The 14,425-nt window shown below is 45.3% G+C and carries 14 protein-coding genes and 1 pseudogene; 8 read left to right on the forward strand and 7 right to left on the reverse strand.

Annotation, left to right across the window (positions count from 1 at the left end; translation table 11 throughout):
* Nucleotides 1-80: 80 nt before the first annotated feature.
* Both PUR_RS01130 and PUR_RS25890 read left to right on the forward strand, forming a co-directional pair.
* The gene (locus PUR_RS01130; RefSeq protein WP_179033658.1) at nucleotides 81-626 is read left to right on the forward strand and encodes a DUF6155 family protein; all 546 of its coding nucleotides are present in this window, start codon (nucleotides 81-83) and stop codon (nucleotides 624-626) included.
* A gap of 280 nt (nucleotides 627-906) precedes the next feature.
* Nucleotides 907-1,113 (forward strand): hypothetical protein, encoded by a 207-nt coding sequence (locus PUR_RS25890; RefSeq protein WP_232101664.1) that lies wholly within the window; start codon nucleotides 907-909, stop codon nucleotides 1,111-1,113.
* 232 nt (nucleotides 1,114-1,345) lie between these two features.
* Here the strand turns inward: PUR_RS25890 and PUR_RS01140 are convergent, their stop codons facing one another.
* From PUR_RS01140 to PUR_RS01155, 4 genes are all read right to left on the reverse strand, one after another.
* Nucleotides 1,346-1,741, reverse strand: a complete 396-nt coding sequence (locus PUR_RS01140) for a VOC family protein (protein ID WP_179033659.1) — start codon at nucleotides 1,739-1,741, stop codon at nucleotides 1,346-1,348.
* 340 nt (nucleotides 1,742-2,081) lie between these two features.
* Entirely contained in the window at nucleotides 2,082-3,581 is a 1,500-nt protein-coding gene (locus tag PUR_RS01145; protein ID WP_179033660.1) for a tripartite tricarboxylate transporter permease, read from the reverse strand.
* Nucleotides 3,582-3,605: 24 nt separating this feature from the next.
* Nucleotides 3,606-4,067 (reverse strand): tripartite tricarboxylate transporter TctB family protein, encoded by a 462-nt coding sequence (locus tag PUR_RS01150; protein ID WP_179033661.1) that lies wholly within the window; start codon nucleotides 4,065-4,067, stop codon nucleotides 3,606-3,608.
* Nucleotides 4,068-4,078: 11 nt separating this feature from the next.
* Nucleotides 4,079-4,909 (reverse strand): Bug family tripartite tricarboxylate transporter substrate binding protein, encoded by an 831-nt coding sequence (locus tag PUR_RS01155; protein WP_232101665.1) that lies wholly within the window; start codon nucleotides 4,907-4,909, stop codon nucleotides 4,079-4,081.
* Between the two features lie 537 nt (nucleotides 4,910-5,446).
* Between PUR_RS01155 and PUR_RS01160 the strand changes: the two genes are divergently transcribed.
* The 3 genes from PUR_RS01160 to PUR_RS01170 all read left to right on the forward strand — a co-directional run bounded on the left by PUR_RS01160 (nucleotide 5,447) and on the right by PUR_RS01170 (nucleotide 9,074).
* Nucleotides 5,447-5,893 carry an Lrp/AsnC family transcriptional regulator gene (locus PUR_RS01160; protein WP_165103569.1) on the forward strand — a complete coding sequence of 149 codons (447 nt, stop codon included), beginning with the start codon at nucleotides 5,447-5,449 and terminating at the stop codon, nucleotides 5,891-5,893.
* Nucleotides 5,894-6,073: 180 nt separating this feature from the next.
* Nucleotides 6,074-7,525, forward strand: a complete 1,452-nt coding sequence (locus PUR_RS01165; RefSeq protein ID WP_179033663.1) for an IS1182 family transposase — start codon at nucleotides 6,074-6,076, stop codon at nucleotides 7,523-7,525.
* Between the two features lie 283 nt (nucleotides 7,526-7,808).
* Nucleotides 7,809-9,074: an acyltransferase gene (locus PUR_RS01170; RefSeq protein ID WP_179033664.1), complete on the forward strand. Its 1,266-nt coding sequence runs from the start codon at nucleotides 7,809-7,811 to the stop codon at nucleotides 9,072-9,074.
* Nucleotides 9,075-9,178: 104 nt separating this feature from the next.
* Here PUR_RS01170 and PUR_RS01175 read toward each other — a convergent pair whose 3' ends face one another.
* From PUR_RS01175 to PUR_RS01185, 3 genes are all read right to left on the reverse strand, one after another.
* Complete coding sequence (locus PUR_RS01175; protein WP_232101666.1) at nucleotides 9,179-10,237, reverse strand: hypothetical protein; 1,059 nt, start codon at nucleotides 10,235-10,237, stop codon at nucleotides 9,179-9,181.
* 154 nt (nucleotides 10,238-10,391) lie between these two features.
* The gene (locus tag PUR_RS01180) at nucleotides 10,392-10,793 is read right to left on the reverse strand and encodes a hypothetical protein (protein ID WP_179033666.1); all 402 of its coding nucleotides are present in this window, start codon (nucleotides 10,791-10,793) and stop codon (nucleotides 10,392-10,394) included.
* On the reverse strand, nucleotides 10,766-10,933 hold the full coding sequence (locus tag PUR_RS01185) for a helix-turn-helix domain-containing protein (RefSeq protein WP_179033667.1): 168 nt from the start codon (nucleotides 10,931-10,933) through the stop codon (nucleotides 10,766-10,768). Before PUR_RS01185 ends, PUR_RS01180 begins: the two co-directional genes overlap by 28 nt.
* A 487-nt stretch (nucleotides 10,934-11,420) precedes the next feature.
* Here PUR_RS01185 and PUR_RS01190 point away from each other — a divergent pair, with 487 nt between their 5' ends.
* The 3 genes and pseudogenes from PUR_RS01190 (at nucleotide 11,421) to PUR_RS01200 (ending at nucleotide 14,366) form a co-directional block, all read left to right on the forward strand.
* Nucleotides 11,421-12,614 (forward strand): MFS transporter, encoded by a 1,194-nt coding sequence (locus PUR_RS01190; protein ID WP_442953818.1) that lies wholly within the window; start codon nucleotides 11,421-11,423, stop codon nucleotides 12,612-12,614.
* 133 nt (nucleotides 12,615-12,747) lie between these two features.
* On the forward strand, nucleotides 12,748-13,191 hold the full coding sequence (locus tag PUR_RS01195) for a hypothetical protein (protein WP_179033668.1): 444 nt from the start codon (nucleotides 12,748-12,750) through the stop codon (nucleotides 13,189-13,191).
* A 349-nt stretch (nucleotides 13,192-13,540) separates the two neighbouring features.
* Nucleotides 13,541-14,366: pseudogene (locus tag PUR_RS01200) on the forward strand (aldo/keto reductase).
* Nucleotides 14,367-14,425: the final 59 nt, after the last annotated feature.

Raw genomic sequence — 14,425 nt, forward strand, 5'->3', positions numbered from 1 at the left:
CCTCGTGTTTTACTTATATTATACCTTGTAAACTACAGAGTTATGGTCTTGGAAGTTATTACTGGGACAAGGAGATAGTAATGCTAAAATTAAAAAACTCAACCCTTAAAAAGCATTTGAAGAATCTTACGAGAGAGGAACTAGAGGCTGAAATATTAAATTTGACCAAGAAACACCCAATCGTTCAGGAGCATTTTTTTGCAATGTTATTTCCTGATAATGGGGGGATCTTAGCCAAGTACAAGAAAATTATTGAGAATGAATTCAGTTTTAATAAAAGGGAGATTTTGCGATACCCGATTATGAAGAAAGCAATAAGGGACTTTAGTAATGTTTCAAACAACAATGAGCAAATTGCAGAAATAATGGTTTTTACAGTTGAATGTGGAGTGGATTTCACACTTTCATTTGGGGACATTGATCAAAAATTTTACCATACTATAGCAAGTATATATGAACAAGCCTTAAAGTATATTGTAGACAATCAAATAGAAGACAAGTTTGTAGATCGATGCAACCGATTAATGCTAAGCAGTCAGGATATTGGTTGGGGTTTTGGATTTGATATGATGGATTTGTATAATGACTATTTGGGACACATGGATGAAGTAGAAGACCTTGAGTAACTTATGCAGACGAATTATTTAACCTTAAGGAATGTGTTATAAATTATAAATAAAAAAGGCCAATCAGCATGCAGTCGCAGAGGCCAAAAAGGCTGGAGCCTCCATTTATTATATAAAAGATGACAAGCGGATACGCGAAGATGCCACTGGACAAAAATTTGAGATTATTTACGATGTGGCTGGAAACCGCAATGAGCTTGTAAGTCATGACTGAACGTGAGTCTGTAATGACGGTTTTCGCTGGCACCCATGGAGCTGGAAAAAGTACAAAAGCCTGCAGATGAAGGACTACGTCGGGATCATTATCGATCCTGACCAGATTGCCAAAACGTTAAATCCGGAAAATCCAAGAAGTGCAGACTTGTCTGCCGGACGAGAAGCTGTGAAGAAAATACGGGATTTTATCGAGAGCAAGGAGAACTTCGCTATAGAAACTACTCTTTCGGGAAGTTTTGTTTTGCGTCATATGAAGACAGCTATTTATTGACAATACCGATGAACCCGATGTTGTAGCAGAGATAAAGCATTCACGAATTAGTTATTGCAGAGATGAGATTCCTGCATGGGCTAGGGCAGCTTTGGAGTTGTACTTATAATTCTAGCAGCAATCCCCTCTGAATTGTGGCTCTGCACGTCCACACCTCGGCTCCATATGGAGAAGAAAAGACACCTTGAGGGGTGTCTTTTTTGATAAAGAAGCTAAGACTTCATCTGCCACTCTATTTTGCATGCTCATCTGGCTGATGAATACCAAAAAGATTTCCTTCGGTATCAATGTAATACCCTTGCCACGCCATTCCAGGCAGTGCATACTTTGGCAACGCGAGATTACCTCCAAGATTTAGAATTTTGGTTTCAGTAGAATCGTAGTCTGCTACTCCCATGGTACACGCATATCCATTCATAGCCTGACCGGGTTGTGGGGAAGTACCTTGACGCTGCATCAAAGCTCCGTTGATTCCGGGTTCCTTTGCATCGCCTGTTACGGCTCCCCAATAAGGCATTCCGGCATAATCACTCCAGTCCTCAAAGGTCCATCCAAATACCTCGCCATAAAAATTCTTAGCACGCTCCATGTCATCTACATGAATTTCGAAATGAATGAGTCTGCCCATGATTTCCTCCTATATTTTGACTTCCTGCCTTCTTCTATTATACTTTCCTTATTTGTGAAATATATAAAATTTAATTGAAAATCTTTCGTGGTCTGTGCAAGACTCAGGTGACATCAAATCTGTCACTACACTCGTAGAAGCTTGTGTGACGTTATCTTCGGACAGGGGTTATTGCTGTTCATTTTTTCTTGCGCCTGCAGGGAATTGTTGAGCGTATCCCGGCGAGTGATCAATCCGGGTAACAGCAGACTTAAATAAACAAGCCCAGATTCATCTGAGCTTGTTTATTTAGTCTAAAAGTCAACCTGCACCGAAACCGCATTCCCGCTGCAATGGGGATTTATTCTGCTTTCGTTATCGTTTTACTCTTTCTGCTTTTCCAAATGGTAACCACAATGGAGGAAACGGTTAGAAGCAAAAAGATTAATGAGATGGGATGAGTGAAGAAGGGGGTGATTTCCGAATTGATCTGCAAAGCCTTCATTAGTTCCTCTTCCGCTTTCGGACCCAAGAGCAGGCCCAAGATGATCGGACCTATAGGGACGTCTATTTTATCCAATACATAACCGATTAATCCGAAAATGACGACCATCCATACATCGACCATCTGGTTGTTCAATGCAAATGCTCCCAAGCAGCTGAACACAATAACGCTCGGAACGAGTACCGCCATCGGAATGTAGGAAATGCGGACCAGTAAAGGCAGCAAGGCGGTTTGGGTAATCAGCAGCATAAAGGCGCTGAGCAAGAGGGCGACGAAAATGGATTGGGCCAGAACCGGCTGGGCTTGAAACAATCCGGGTCCGGGTGTAATTCCGTGCAAAATTAGGACACCCAGCATGACCGCTGAGGCCATGTCTCCGGGAATGCCGAGCGTAATCGAAGGGATAAACGATCCCCCGGCGTTTGCATTGTTGGACGCTTCAGATGCGATAATTCCGCCTGGATGCCCTGTGCCGTATTTTTCCTTGTCTTTGGCAAACTTTTTAGCCTGGTCATAGGCAATGAAGGCGGCGGTTTCCGCTCCGGCGGCAGGCAGCGCTCCGATCAAGACGCCGATAATCGATGATTGTACGACGACAAATTTCTCCCGAATCATATCTTTACATACTTGCAGCATCGGGATGCGAATGTTTGCTTTCGTTTTGGGTTTACTAATTGGATTTCGCAATTCTTCTATATTTTTCAGCAGCGTGGATAATCCAAAAAGTCCCATGAGAGCAGGTAGTGGTGCAATTCCCGAAGCCAGACTGTCCATACCGAAGTCGAATCGGAGCTGACCGTTCGGATCATATCCGATCGTGGCAATCAATAAACCGAACAATCCCGCGATCAGCCCCTTAAGCAGCGATGCACCGCTCAACCCGGCAATGAGCGTCAATGCGAATACCATGAGAGAGAACACTTCCCAGGGACCGAATTTAAGTGAGATTTTTGCCACCAGCGGACCAAAGAAAAACAAAATGATCGCTCCGAATATTGTACCGAAAACCGACGCTATGATGCCCAGGCCAAGCGCCCGTCCCGACTCTCCCTTCTGAGACATGGGGTGTCCGTCGAACATGGTGGTCACTGCTGACGGCGTTCCGGGGATACCGATCAGAGTGCTTGTTACCAAACCGCCGGACGCGCCGCCGGTATAGATGCCGATCATCAAGGTCAAGCCTGAGATCGGGTCCATGCCAAAAGTAAAAGGCAAAGCAAGTATGATAGCCGTCGTAAAGGTGAGCCCCGGTATGGTGCCGGCAATGATTCCAGCTAACGTTCCGATAAACAGATAAAAAAGATTGGCCGGTTTAAGGACCTCATAAAAAGCCTGTAGGACGTGTACGTAATCCATGCGTATTCACTCCTGTGTATCATACTAAGGCAGGATAACCTGCAATTCATTCTCAAAAATAAACTGAATGACAAAAGTTAAAATCAAAGACAGAGGAATATATAAGAAAAGCTTTTTCTTGACAAACGAGACATTGAGTACAAGATATCCGACAAAAAGGAACAAAACCGTGCTTGGGAAAAATCCTAGAATCGGCATCAAGATCAAATAAATCATAAACCATGCGAACATGAAGGGTACGCGCCAATGATGCCGCAAGAAAGCGATTGAAGCTCCTTTAGCGCCTTCGCCCTGTTGTTTGCTCTTTTTGAGGAAGCTTGATACTAGAAGGATGAGTGAAGAGAAGATGAGCGCATAAATGATTATTCTTGGGAAAAAAGCGGAGGAAACGGCTTGTGTGCCAGATTTCTCCGCAAAAAGCCGGGAATTGATAAGAAAAATCCCGGCTATGGTTAATGTAACGATTGAAAAGATTTTGTCTGCCATAGAAATACCCCTTACTTCATTTTGTCTGCAAGCTTGGCCATTTCCGCGTCCAGATCTTTCACAAAAGTGCTGAACTCGTCATGCGGCACGAACTTCGGATTGCTGCCCAAGTCTTTAATTTTTTTCTGCAGCTCCGGATCTGCCAAAGCTTTCTCGTATGCGTTGTCCAGCACATCGAGAATTTCGGCCGGAGTTCCTTTCGGTGCAAACATTCCACGGGATACCGGAAGGGAGAAATCGATACCCTGTTCAATCATTGTAGGCACATTCGGCAATGCGGCATCGCGCTCCGTGTTTACGATACCGAGCGGTACCAGATCGCCCGACTCAAAATATCCTTTACCGGATGCGTAGTCGGCAACCATACCTTCGACCTGATTGGCGACCATGGCGGCATATTGTGGCCCGGTACCCGGATAGTTTACGTATTTCAACGATTTCGTATCTACGCCCGCTTTGTCCAAAAGCGACGCAATGGTGTAGTGGTCCTCGGATCCGACCGTATAGGCCCAAATCACTTTACCGGGATTTTTTTTCACATAATTGATAAAATCGGTCATGTTTTTGACATTGTTCTTTTGGGAGAATTCTTTGGTGACTGCAGGAATGTGCGGGGTGGACGTAATCTGGGCGATGCCTTCGAAAGAAGAAAAGCCGTAATCTACAATTCCGGTATGCTGCGCTGCGGCAACAACCTGGTGAGATCCGAGAATCGTATAGCCGTCCGGAGCGGCATCTTTTACATACCTGGAACCAATAGTTGCTGATGCGCCTGCCATATTGACCGGTACAATCGGTTTGCCCAGATGCTTCTCGGCGTAAGAGGCGACCAACCGGAACAATACATCGGAACCTCCGCCCGGTGGATAAGGGATAACCATTTTAACGGGTTTTTCAGGAAACTTAGTACTAGTCTCTTTTGCAGACCCGGCTGCAGAACCTGTCCCAGAGTTAGATCCCCCGGATGATACTGAGTTATTGGAACAAGCGGTAATAAGAATTAAGCACAAAACTAACATACCAACCAGCTGCAACCTCTTCATGAGTGTACCATCTCCCCTAAATGTGATATTTATCATAACAATATAAGTCATATTACATTACGTCAATACTTTTTTGATAAAAAGTAACCAAATTTGAAAAAACACATACATTTTGATTGATATATAATAAAATCATTACAAAAGGTAACCGTTTTCATATATTTTGTTTCATGTTGGATATAAATGGTTGATTGATATTGGTCAAAATGTATGAATAAGGTGGCTATAATGGTTTAACTATGATAGAAAACATGACATTAAAGAGAACGCTTCTTTTCAACGTCCTTCTTTATTTGCTACAATCCTAAATATGAGGATAATGGGGTGATACCAAATATGTTGGATCAAATAGACACGCTTATTTTGCACCAGCTTTCCAAAAACAGCAGATTGTCTTACGTCGATCTAGCCAAAGAAGTCGGTTTGTCGAGGGTGGCAGTCCGGGAACGGATCGACAGGCTTATAGAAGAAGGAATTATTGAGCAGTTCTCCATCGTCATCAATGCGGAGAAGTTAGGAAAGAAGGTTTCCGCTTTTCTGGAAATTGATGTAGAGCCGAAATATTTCGAAAGTGTAGCGGAAATGTTGATGGCAAACCAGAAGGTTGCCGTTCTGTATCAAATGACAGGCCCCTGCACGCTCCATATGCATATCCTTGTGGAAGATCATCAGGCTTTGGATCGATTTCTGCGGGATTCGGTATATTCCATCGAAGGAATTGTCAGAGTGGAAAGTCATATTTTGTTGAGGAGATTCAAAGCTCAGGATGGTCTTAATATTTGAGGGAGTAAATCGTGGATTTAAGATTTGGCTCCATACCATGCGAAAAACACCGATCCGTTGGAGAGGCCACTGAAAAAGTCCGTCTCATAGGAAAAGGTACAGATCTTCAAGAAAATTGAAGAGGCTGTACCTTTTTTGTTTTATACTGAAGTCATCTAACAAAAAAGCGGGTGTGAGTGGATGATTCGGCAACAACAAACCTTAGTTTTGAGTCCTTATGCGGCATTGTATGACATCGTTGTCCCGAAGGACAATATACTCCGTCAAATCAATGAATTGGTGGATTTCACTTTCATATACGAAGAACTGGAAACAAAGTATTGCTTGGATAATGGACGCAACGCCATTGATCCGGTGCGCATGTTTAAATATTTACTGCTGAAAGCCATTTTTGAACTCTCTGACGTCGACATCGTGGAGCGTTCAAAGTACGACCTGTCGTTCAAGTACTTCCTCGGCATGGCGCCGGAAGACCCGGTCATCGATCCGAGTTCCTTAACGAAGTTCCGTAAACTACGTTTGAAAGATATCAACCTTTTGGACATGCTCATCGGCAAGACCGTAGAACTTGCCATCGAGCAAAATATCCTAAAGAGCAATTCCATCATCGTCGACGCCACGCATACGAAAGCACGTTACAACCAGAAAACGCCTCAAGAAATTCTACAAGACCGTGCACGGAAATTGCGAAAAGCCGTGTACACCATGGATGAGTCAGTCAAGGTCAAAATGCCGGCAAAGAATACAACGAGCGAACTCGAAGATGAAATTGCGTACTGCCAAAAACTCGTCAACTTCATCGAAAATGAGAGTGGCATTGCACAAGTGCCAAAAATTCTGGAGCCGCTTAACCTGCTGAAAGAAACGGTTGCGGATGACGTCGAGCAACTTCGCCTGGCGGCGGATCCGGATGCGCGCGTTGGCCACAAGAGCGCAGATTCCGCATTTTTTGGATACAAAACTCATCTAGCGATGACTGAGGAACGCCTTATTACGGCGGCTGTCATTACAACCGGTGAAAAGAATGACGGCAAGCAATTGCAGACCCTTATCGAAAAAAGCAAGGCAGCTGGCATGCAGGTCAAAACGGTGATTGGGGATACTGCATATTCCGAAAAAGATAATATTGCGTACACGAAAACAAATGAAATTGAACTTGTGGCCAAACTAAATCCCCTCGTCACGCAAGGTGCGCGTAAGAAAGAAGACGAATTTTTATTCAACAAAGATGCAGGCATGTACGTATGTCCAGCTGGACATATGGCCATTCGAAAGGCTCGGCAGGGTAAAAAAGGGGTCGGCAAAAATCAAACAGACACCTATTATTTTGATGTGAAACTATGCAAGCATTGTCCGTTCAAGGAAGGGTGCTACAAAGAAGGCGCTAAAAGCAAAAGCTATTCGGTAAGTATTAAATCCGATGAGCACACCGAGCAAATGACGTTCCAAGATTCAGAGTATTTCAAGGAAAAATCCAAGGAACGCTACAAAATTGAAGCGAAGAACAGTGAACTCAAACATGGACACGGGTATGATGTCGCGACATCCTCGGGTCTGCTTGGCATGGAAATGCAAGGGGCGATGACAATTTTCGCTGTGAATTTAAAACGAATCTTAAAGTTAACAGACTAAGAATTACCGAATGATGGAGCCGTACTTGACCTAAAAAAGAAGACATCCGTTCCTAAAAGGTGGGAAATGGATGTCTTTTTGTTTGAGACATAAGCCGTCAAAGAAAAATACGTAAGTTTTTCAGTGGCCTCCCGTTGGACCGGTGTTTTTTTGCATCTAAACTAGTAGAGGGAATTTTTTTGCGGGCGATTATTTAATCGAATTCCGTTTTTTAAGCTTCTGCTAATATTGATAGGTTAGAATCGTTGAATGTTACCCAAAAGTAAGGGGGGAGGACAATAAAATGCCGCAACGAACCGTGACGACATTGGATTTGCAGGCTGCCCCGCAGACCGACTTGCTCCCGACGAAAAAGAAAGAACGGATCGAAGAAATAACCCTGTTAAGGGCGTTTGCGTTTCTCGCCATTACCATGCAGCACAGCATAGCGGAATATATTTACCGGAGCGATATTTTGCAGTCCGATGCAATAATGCTGGCGATGCTGTTTGATTTCACACGTTTCGGGACGCCGGCTTTTGTGTTTCTGTCCGGGCTGCTGCTGTTTTACAACAACAACGGCAAGCTTTCCTATTGGCCTTTTGTTCGAAAAAGGCTGGTAGATATTTATTTGCCGTTTGTATGCTGGACGGTCATTTATTGGATCGCCGTACAGGGGGTTGCATTCGGTCAATTGGGAAATCCGGCAGACTGGCCGAGGACGTTGCTCCATGAGCTGTTCCTGCCGACATACGGTTATCATCTGTGGTTTATTCCAATGATTTTTCAATATTATCTCTTATTCCCGCTGTTTGCGCTTGCGATCCAGAAGGTGCGCCAAAAGCTTCAAGCGATGCCGGGAGGAGCGTCTTTCCGCCGCGTGTTTATGATCGTTACCTTTATGGGTGCGTTATACGGCATCCTGATGTGGTTATCCAGTTACCGGATGCCGGACTGGGCGGACGATTGGGGCGGGTTCTGGGCGAGCGTACTCTCTTACCGATCGTATTATTTTGTGTTTTACTTTTTCTACTTTCTGCTTGGCGCGGTTTGCGCCTTGGGACTTCAGCGCTGGCGGCGTTTTGTGGAAGATGGCTTTATCTGGTTCGGATTTGCATTTATTGCTCTGTACATCTGGCAAGGTTATGAGATCCTTAACCATTCTACGGAAACGATAAACCTGAACTATGCCGGATATTTGAGGCCTTTTACCTTCGTTCTTATCGTGTCCCAGCTGCTACTGCTGTACGGTATTATACGGTTCGTGCAGACAAGGGGAGGAGCGGCGTGCAGGATCTTTCGCTTTATCGGCACTTATTCCTTTGGCGGTTTTCTAGCTCATGCCTTTGTTCTGATGCTGATCAGCTCCATCACCAGGCCGCTTGCGCTCACCGGCTACCATCTGCCTGCGGCTGTCCTTACCTTTGCGCTAACGGCGGCGGGTTCGATCGGGCTTGCCAAGCTGCTCAGCAAGCTGTCTTTCGGGCGGTGGCTTATCGGAACGACAGGGAAGCGGGCGAACCGAAATCGGATAAAGGCCAGTCCGGCGCAGCAAACCTTTCCTCAATAAAGGCCGTTCGGCTCCATATAGCCGCGAAAGACACCCTTCCGGGTGTCTTTTTCATTCTACCATCTGTTTTTACTGTACAGGGAAGGCCGTCCTCCAAAAATGTCTTAGTCCTTTCCAGTAGCTGCTAAGATTCGCCTGGCCAACTCATCCCCTCGCTGTTCCAGAATCTCGATGGAATGGAGTAAATCCGCTTGATGCTGCCGTTGCTCCTTCGTCCAGGCTTTTTTTGGGGAATCGTAGGTGTCCAAGGATTTCGCATCTGTCAGACTCGCGTAGAAAGGTTGAAGCCGGGAATGCATTTGCTCGTAGACGTCCGCCATTTCGCTTAGGTACACGGTTAGGGAGGACGCCGGGAATGAGAGCATATACTTTAAATAGATTGCCGCACTTCTTCTGGCATCTGTCAGAGCCATTAGACAAAAGTGGTTGACGCCGAGTCTTCGAGCAAAATCCTGCTGGTTCGCTGTTTGATACCATCGTTCATCCAGCAATCCTTCCCGCCATGCTTGCAGGGCTTGATAACCTAGCTTATATCCTCTGTTTTCCTCGGCGTACATGGAGTCCAATTTGACCTGAAGCGAAGCGTAGAGATTGTCCAGAGCGGATGGCTTTGCGACTTCGCCGTTAAAACGAATGAGGATGAAAGGCCATTGATCCACATTCAGGTACCCTTTGCTTATTTTCATGTACTCTTGAAATTCCGGGTCATCCTTATGATCCTCAAAGGTCTCATCGTCAAAATAACTCCGGCACAGCAAGGTTTCTCCACCATTTAGATAGCCTGTGATGATTCCCCACTCGGGAGCAACCCGCAGATTAATGGCTATCGGCAAGTGATGTTTTTTGATGCTTTCCTTGATGTGTTGCATTTCCAATTCGCGTTCTTTGGATGTGATCCGGTCTGTCCAGCTGACCTGAAGGCCATAGGTTTTAAATGCCGGAGCGGCATAGTCGTAAGCTACCAGAGCATCCGCGGAGCTATAATCCCAAACGGGGGTAAAAGCGACTCTCCAGCACGCCCCGGAAACGCCCATTACGGTTTCATAAGCGGTTTCCTGTCCCATGGTTTTTAGTGAAAGATAAAGAGCGCCTGCCCATGAACAATCCATACCTTGACCAAAGCCCAGATGGCCCACATCCTGAGCAATATAGCAATCATTCACGGAGTCACTTCTAAAAAGTTTCGTCCGGTCCGGTGTGTAATGAATCGTATCTCCTTCCAGGCAGCTTATGGCGTGTATGCCGGTGGCGTTTACATAAACAAGCAAGAGATAATCTTCACCGTGATTTTCGATAAGGCTGGGAACAGCTCATGAGTTACGGTGAAATGCTCCACTTAAAATATTGATAATGTTTCATTTTATTCATGATATTCTGATGCTTCCGCTCATTGCCGTATGCAGAACATACAAATTCCAGTTCTCCAGGGGATAGATCATAGCCCTCGCTATCGAGATTGATAACTAACAGGTCATCCTGCAAAACGTAAGCGGCATAGGTGCCCGAAGGGATCTGGTATTTGATAAGCAGCAGCTTAATTCGTTTGCTTTGAATGCGGTGGGGGAGGGTCTGGTCATTAAGGATGAATGTCAATTGATTGTCGATAACGAACTGGTTTACAAAATGAGTGACATCGTGGCTTTCAAAACCATCGGTGTACATGGCTTGAAGAACAACCAATTGCTGCGGCATCAAAATGCGGTCGATCGATTGGGCCAATATATGTGATAGTAACCTGTCTCCCACTTTGAAACGGCTTGGGCGCTGACATTTAATTGTTCAGCCAATTGTTCTTGTGACAATTGTTTTTCTTTGCGAAGAGTACAAATCCGTTTCCCGACTGCTTCGGCACTTATCATTAATCACATCTCCCAAGATTGGATTGCGACGTCGCTGTTTTTATTATAGTAGCTTGGAAACGGGAGCACCATTTATCCAGAGATGAGTGTAGCTGATATTCTGCAACTGGGGGTTGAGTGGTAGATGCTAGAGATATGTCAAAAAGATTATCCTGATTGACACATAATCATCTGAATAATACGATGAGTACGAATCTGGTTGTTTTAAAGGAGGCTTGCTTATCCATGCATTCCATTCGCTGGAGATAAGACGGCAATACAAAAGCAGATTTTTTTCCATTTTTTATGGGATTTTTTGTTGTGCTTATTTTCCGAATTGGAGTAAACATGGATGAGTTAAGGAATAGCCTCTATTCGCTATACCTTTTATTTCTCTATGCTTTTTCGTCGGAGTGCAGACTTAAGCCCGTAATTGTGGACTTGAGGCCTGCATTTTTTATTGCCTAAAAATCAATAAAACCAATAAAAATGCGGGGAGAAATAGATGATGAAAAATCAAAAGATGAATTGGAAACGAAGTTTTTTCACAATTTGGGCGGGCCAAGCCATATCACTGATTACTAGTGCTATTCTTCAAATGGCGATCATTTGGTATTTGACCGAAAAAACAGGTTCGGCTATGGTGCTTTCCATGGCAACGCTGGTCGGATTTTTGCCGCAAGCGGTTGGCGGGCCTATGATCGGTGTACTGGTGGACCGTTGGAGCCGCAAAAAAGTAATGATTTGGGCGGATATTGTCGTTGCTGCAGCGGCTGCTTCTTTGGCCGTGGTCGCTTTTTATATGGACTTGCCTGTCTGGGTGATTATGGTTGTGCTGTTTTTGAATGCGACAACGCCTTTGATCGTACCGGAGGTTCAGCTGGCGAAATGTGCGGGGTACAGTCAGTCCGTGCAATCGTTCAGCTATATTATTAGTCCGGCGGCCGCGGCGCTCCTGTACTCTAGTTGGGATCTGAATGCGATTATCGCCATTGATGTTGTGGGTGCATTGATCGCTTGTATTGCGGTCGCGATGATATCGATCCCGAAGCCGGGACACGTAGAGTCCGCTACTCCAAGCAGCTTTACAGAAGAACTCAAAGCAGGATATGATGCGCTGAAACATCACAAAGGCTTAGTTGCTCTTTTTTGGATTGGAGGATTATTCATTTTTGCTTTTATGCCGATTAATGCGTTGTTTCCTCTAATGGTAATGGGTTATTTCGGGGGAACGATGAAACAAGCATCCGCTGCAGAAATTATTTTTGCTGTCGGCATGTTGGCTGGGGGTTTACTCCTTGGCAAATGGGGAGGCTTCAAGAACCGATCTCTTACTATTGTCACTTCTATTTTCGTAATGGGCTTTGCGTTGTTCATCTCGGGATTATTGCCTGCAAGCGGGTTTTTCATTTTTATGGCATGCTGCGCCGTAATGGGCTTTTCCGGGCCATTTTACAATGGGGTGCAGATGGCGTTATTTCAGGAACAAATTAAACCGGAGTATTTGGGAAGAGTGTTTGGATTATTCGGGAGTGTGATGGCTCTGGCAATGCCCCTTGGCCTGGTCATTTCGGGTGTTTTTGCGGATCAAATCGGTGTGAATCGGTGGTTTATGCTGTCCGGTATAATGATTATTGGGATTGCAGTAATTTGCTTGGTTGTTCCGGCAATTAGACACCTTGATGACTCGCCAGAGCAATAATTATGTAAACCAGAAACAAAAACAATTGCTCCGTTCCATTGCGATGCTATAATAACAACGAAAGAACTAAATCCATTGATTTCCTGTTGCACTAAATATACATCATCTATTTTTCGCAAAGGAGTTCTACAGAGTGAGTTATTTCTGGGGATTTTCGTGGGAAGGGCTTGTCGTTTTCATATTGGTTATGGTACCGAATCTGTTTTATTTTTGGCTTCCAAATTCAAGTGAATCGGGAAGAACCCCAAGCAAACATTTGATTTTGGATATTATCGAGCATGGAAGCCAGGCCATTTTTGTCTTGCTTTTAGTGTTTTTGATAAGCCGTCACGATTCTCCTTTGCTAAGTCCATATACTTTAGGTATGGCGATATTCCTATTTGTATATTATTTGCTATGGATCTTCTATTTCAGAGGCTACAAAACTTTGACCGTGCTGCTTGGAATGGCTGTTGTACCTGTGGCGTATTTCATTCTGGCGGAAATTTGGCTTCATAAAGGGCCGGCAATTGTGCCGACCGCGATTTTTGGATTCACACATATCGTTATTACCTATATCGATTATCGAGTAAAATAAGGCACCTTTCGGGGTGTCTTTTTCATTTTTCGGCCTGTTCAGGCTGTATGGGGGCATCCCCGCAAATAAAAAAGCCAAACCCAAGTATCAAAAACATCAACTTAGGTTCCCTATAAGGAATCCGTCCTTCGAGACGATGCGGCGCTCATTGCTAAGGATGTACAGGTTCCCGTTATATTGGTTGGACTGAACAGAACGCCCGCTGTGATGGAAGAAATATTGAATACGACGGACATCGAATATTTTGCCGTATCGCGCCCCCTGATCCATCAGGCGGATTTGCCAAAAATGTGGCAGGAGCAGGCCAAGCAGCAGGCTTGAAAAGTAGAATGGAAAGGATGTCGATCATATGAACAAGATTACGGATACCGTAACACTCCATAACGGTGTGAAAATGCCGCGCTTGGGGTTTGGCGTATATCAGGTTGAGGACGGCCGCCAGGTGGAGCAGTCAGTGCTGTCCGCACTCCGCTCGGGCTATAGAAGCATCGATACGGCGGAAGCCTATTTTAATGAAGACGGAGTGGGAAGAGCGATTAGGGCAAGCGGCGTACCTCGGCAGGAGCTGTTCGTCACGACAAAAGTCTGGAATTCCACATCAGGGCTATGAAACGACGCTTCAAGCGTTTGAGAACAGCAGAAAAAGGCTCGGTCTTGAGTACATCGATCTCTATCTGATCCACTGGCCGGCGAGAGGAAAGTACCTGGAAGCGTGGAGGGCTTTTGAAAAATTATACCGGGAAGGCTATGTGCGCGCCATCGGGGTGTGCAACTGCCACGAGCAGCATTTAAACGCGATCATGCAAAATTACGAGACCACGCCGATGGTTAATCAGGTGGAGCTGCATCCGCTGCTTTCGCAGGAACGGCTGCGCGCTTTTTGCCGGGACAACGGCATTCAAATCGAGGCTTGGGCACCGCTGATCCGTGGGCAGTTAAACATCCCCCTGCTTTGGGAGCTGGGAAGAAAATACGGCAAGACGCCTGCGCAAATTATCCTCCGCTGGGACTTGCAGCACGGCTTCGTCACCATTCCCAAATCGGTTCATGACAGCCGGATTCGGGAGAATGCCGACATTTTTGATTTTGAACTTGCCGAGGAAGATATGAGAGCCATCGATGCGCTGAACCGTAATGCCCGCTGGGGGCCGGACCCTGATAATTTCAACTTTTGAGCTGCCATACGCGAACTCTGAAAAAAACCAAAAGGAGCCCTGCCGCTGCACAAGCTGGC

It is taken from the genome of Paenibacillus sp. URB8-2 (assembly GCF_013393385.1).
Lineage (GTDB): Bacteria > Bacillota > Bacilli > Paenibacillales > Paenibacillaceae > Paenibacillus_AQ.

Coding starts and splice junctions, on each gene's coding strand:
- PUR_RS01130 (WP_179033658.1), top strand. CDS start 81: ATGCTAAAATTAAAAAACTCAACCCTTAAAAAGCATTTGAAGAATCTT.
- PUR_RS25890 (WP_232101664.1), top strand. CDS start 907: ATGAAGGACTACGTCGGGATCATTATCGATCCTGACCAGATTGCCAAA.
- PUR_RS01140 (WP_179033659.1), bottom strand. CDS start 1,741: ATGGGCAGACTCATTCATTTCGAAATTCATGTAGATGACATGGAGCGT.
- PUR_RS01145 (WP_179033660.1), bottom strand. CDS start 3,581: ATGGATTACGTACACGTCCTACAGGCTTTTTATGAGGTCCTTAAACCG.
- PUR_RS01150 (WP_179033661.1), bottom strand. CDS start 4,067: ATGGCAGACAAAATCTTTTCAATCGTTACATTAACCATAGCCGGGATT.
- PUR_RS01160 (WP_165103569.1), top strand. CDS start 5,447: ATGTTGGATCAAATAGACACGCTTATTTTGCACCAGCTTTCCAAAAAC.
- PUR_RS01165 (WP_179033663.1), top strand. CDS start 6,074: ATGATTCGGCAACAACAAACCTTAGTTTTGAGTCCTTATGCGGCATTG.
- PUR_RS01170 (WP_179033664.1), top strand. CDS start 7,809: ATGCCGCAACGAACCGTGACGACATTGGATTTGCAGGCTGCCCCGCAG.
- PUR_RS01185 (WP_179033667.1), bottom strand. CDS start 10,933: ATGATAAGTGCCGAAGCAGTCGGGAAACGGATTTGTACTCTTCGCAAA.
- PUR_RS01190 (WP_442953818.1), top strand. CDS start 11,421: ATGAAAAATCAAAAGATGAATTGGAAACGAAGTTTTTTCACAATTTGG.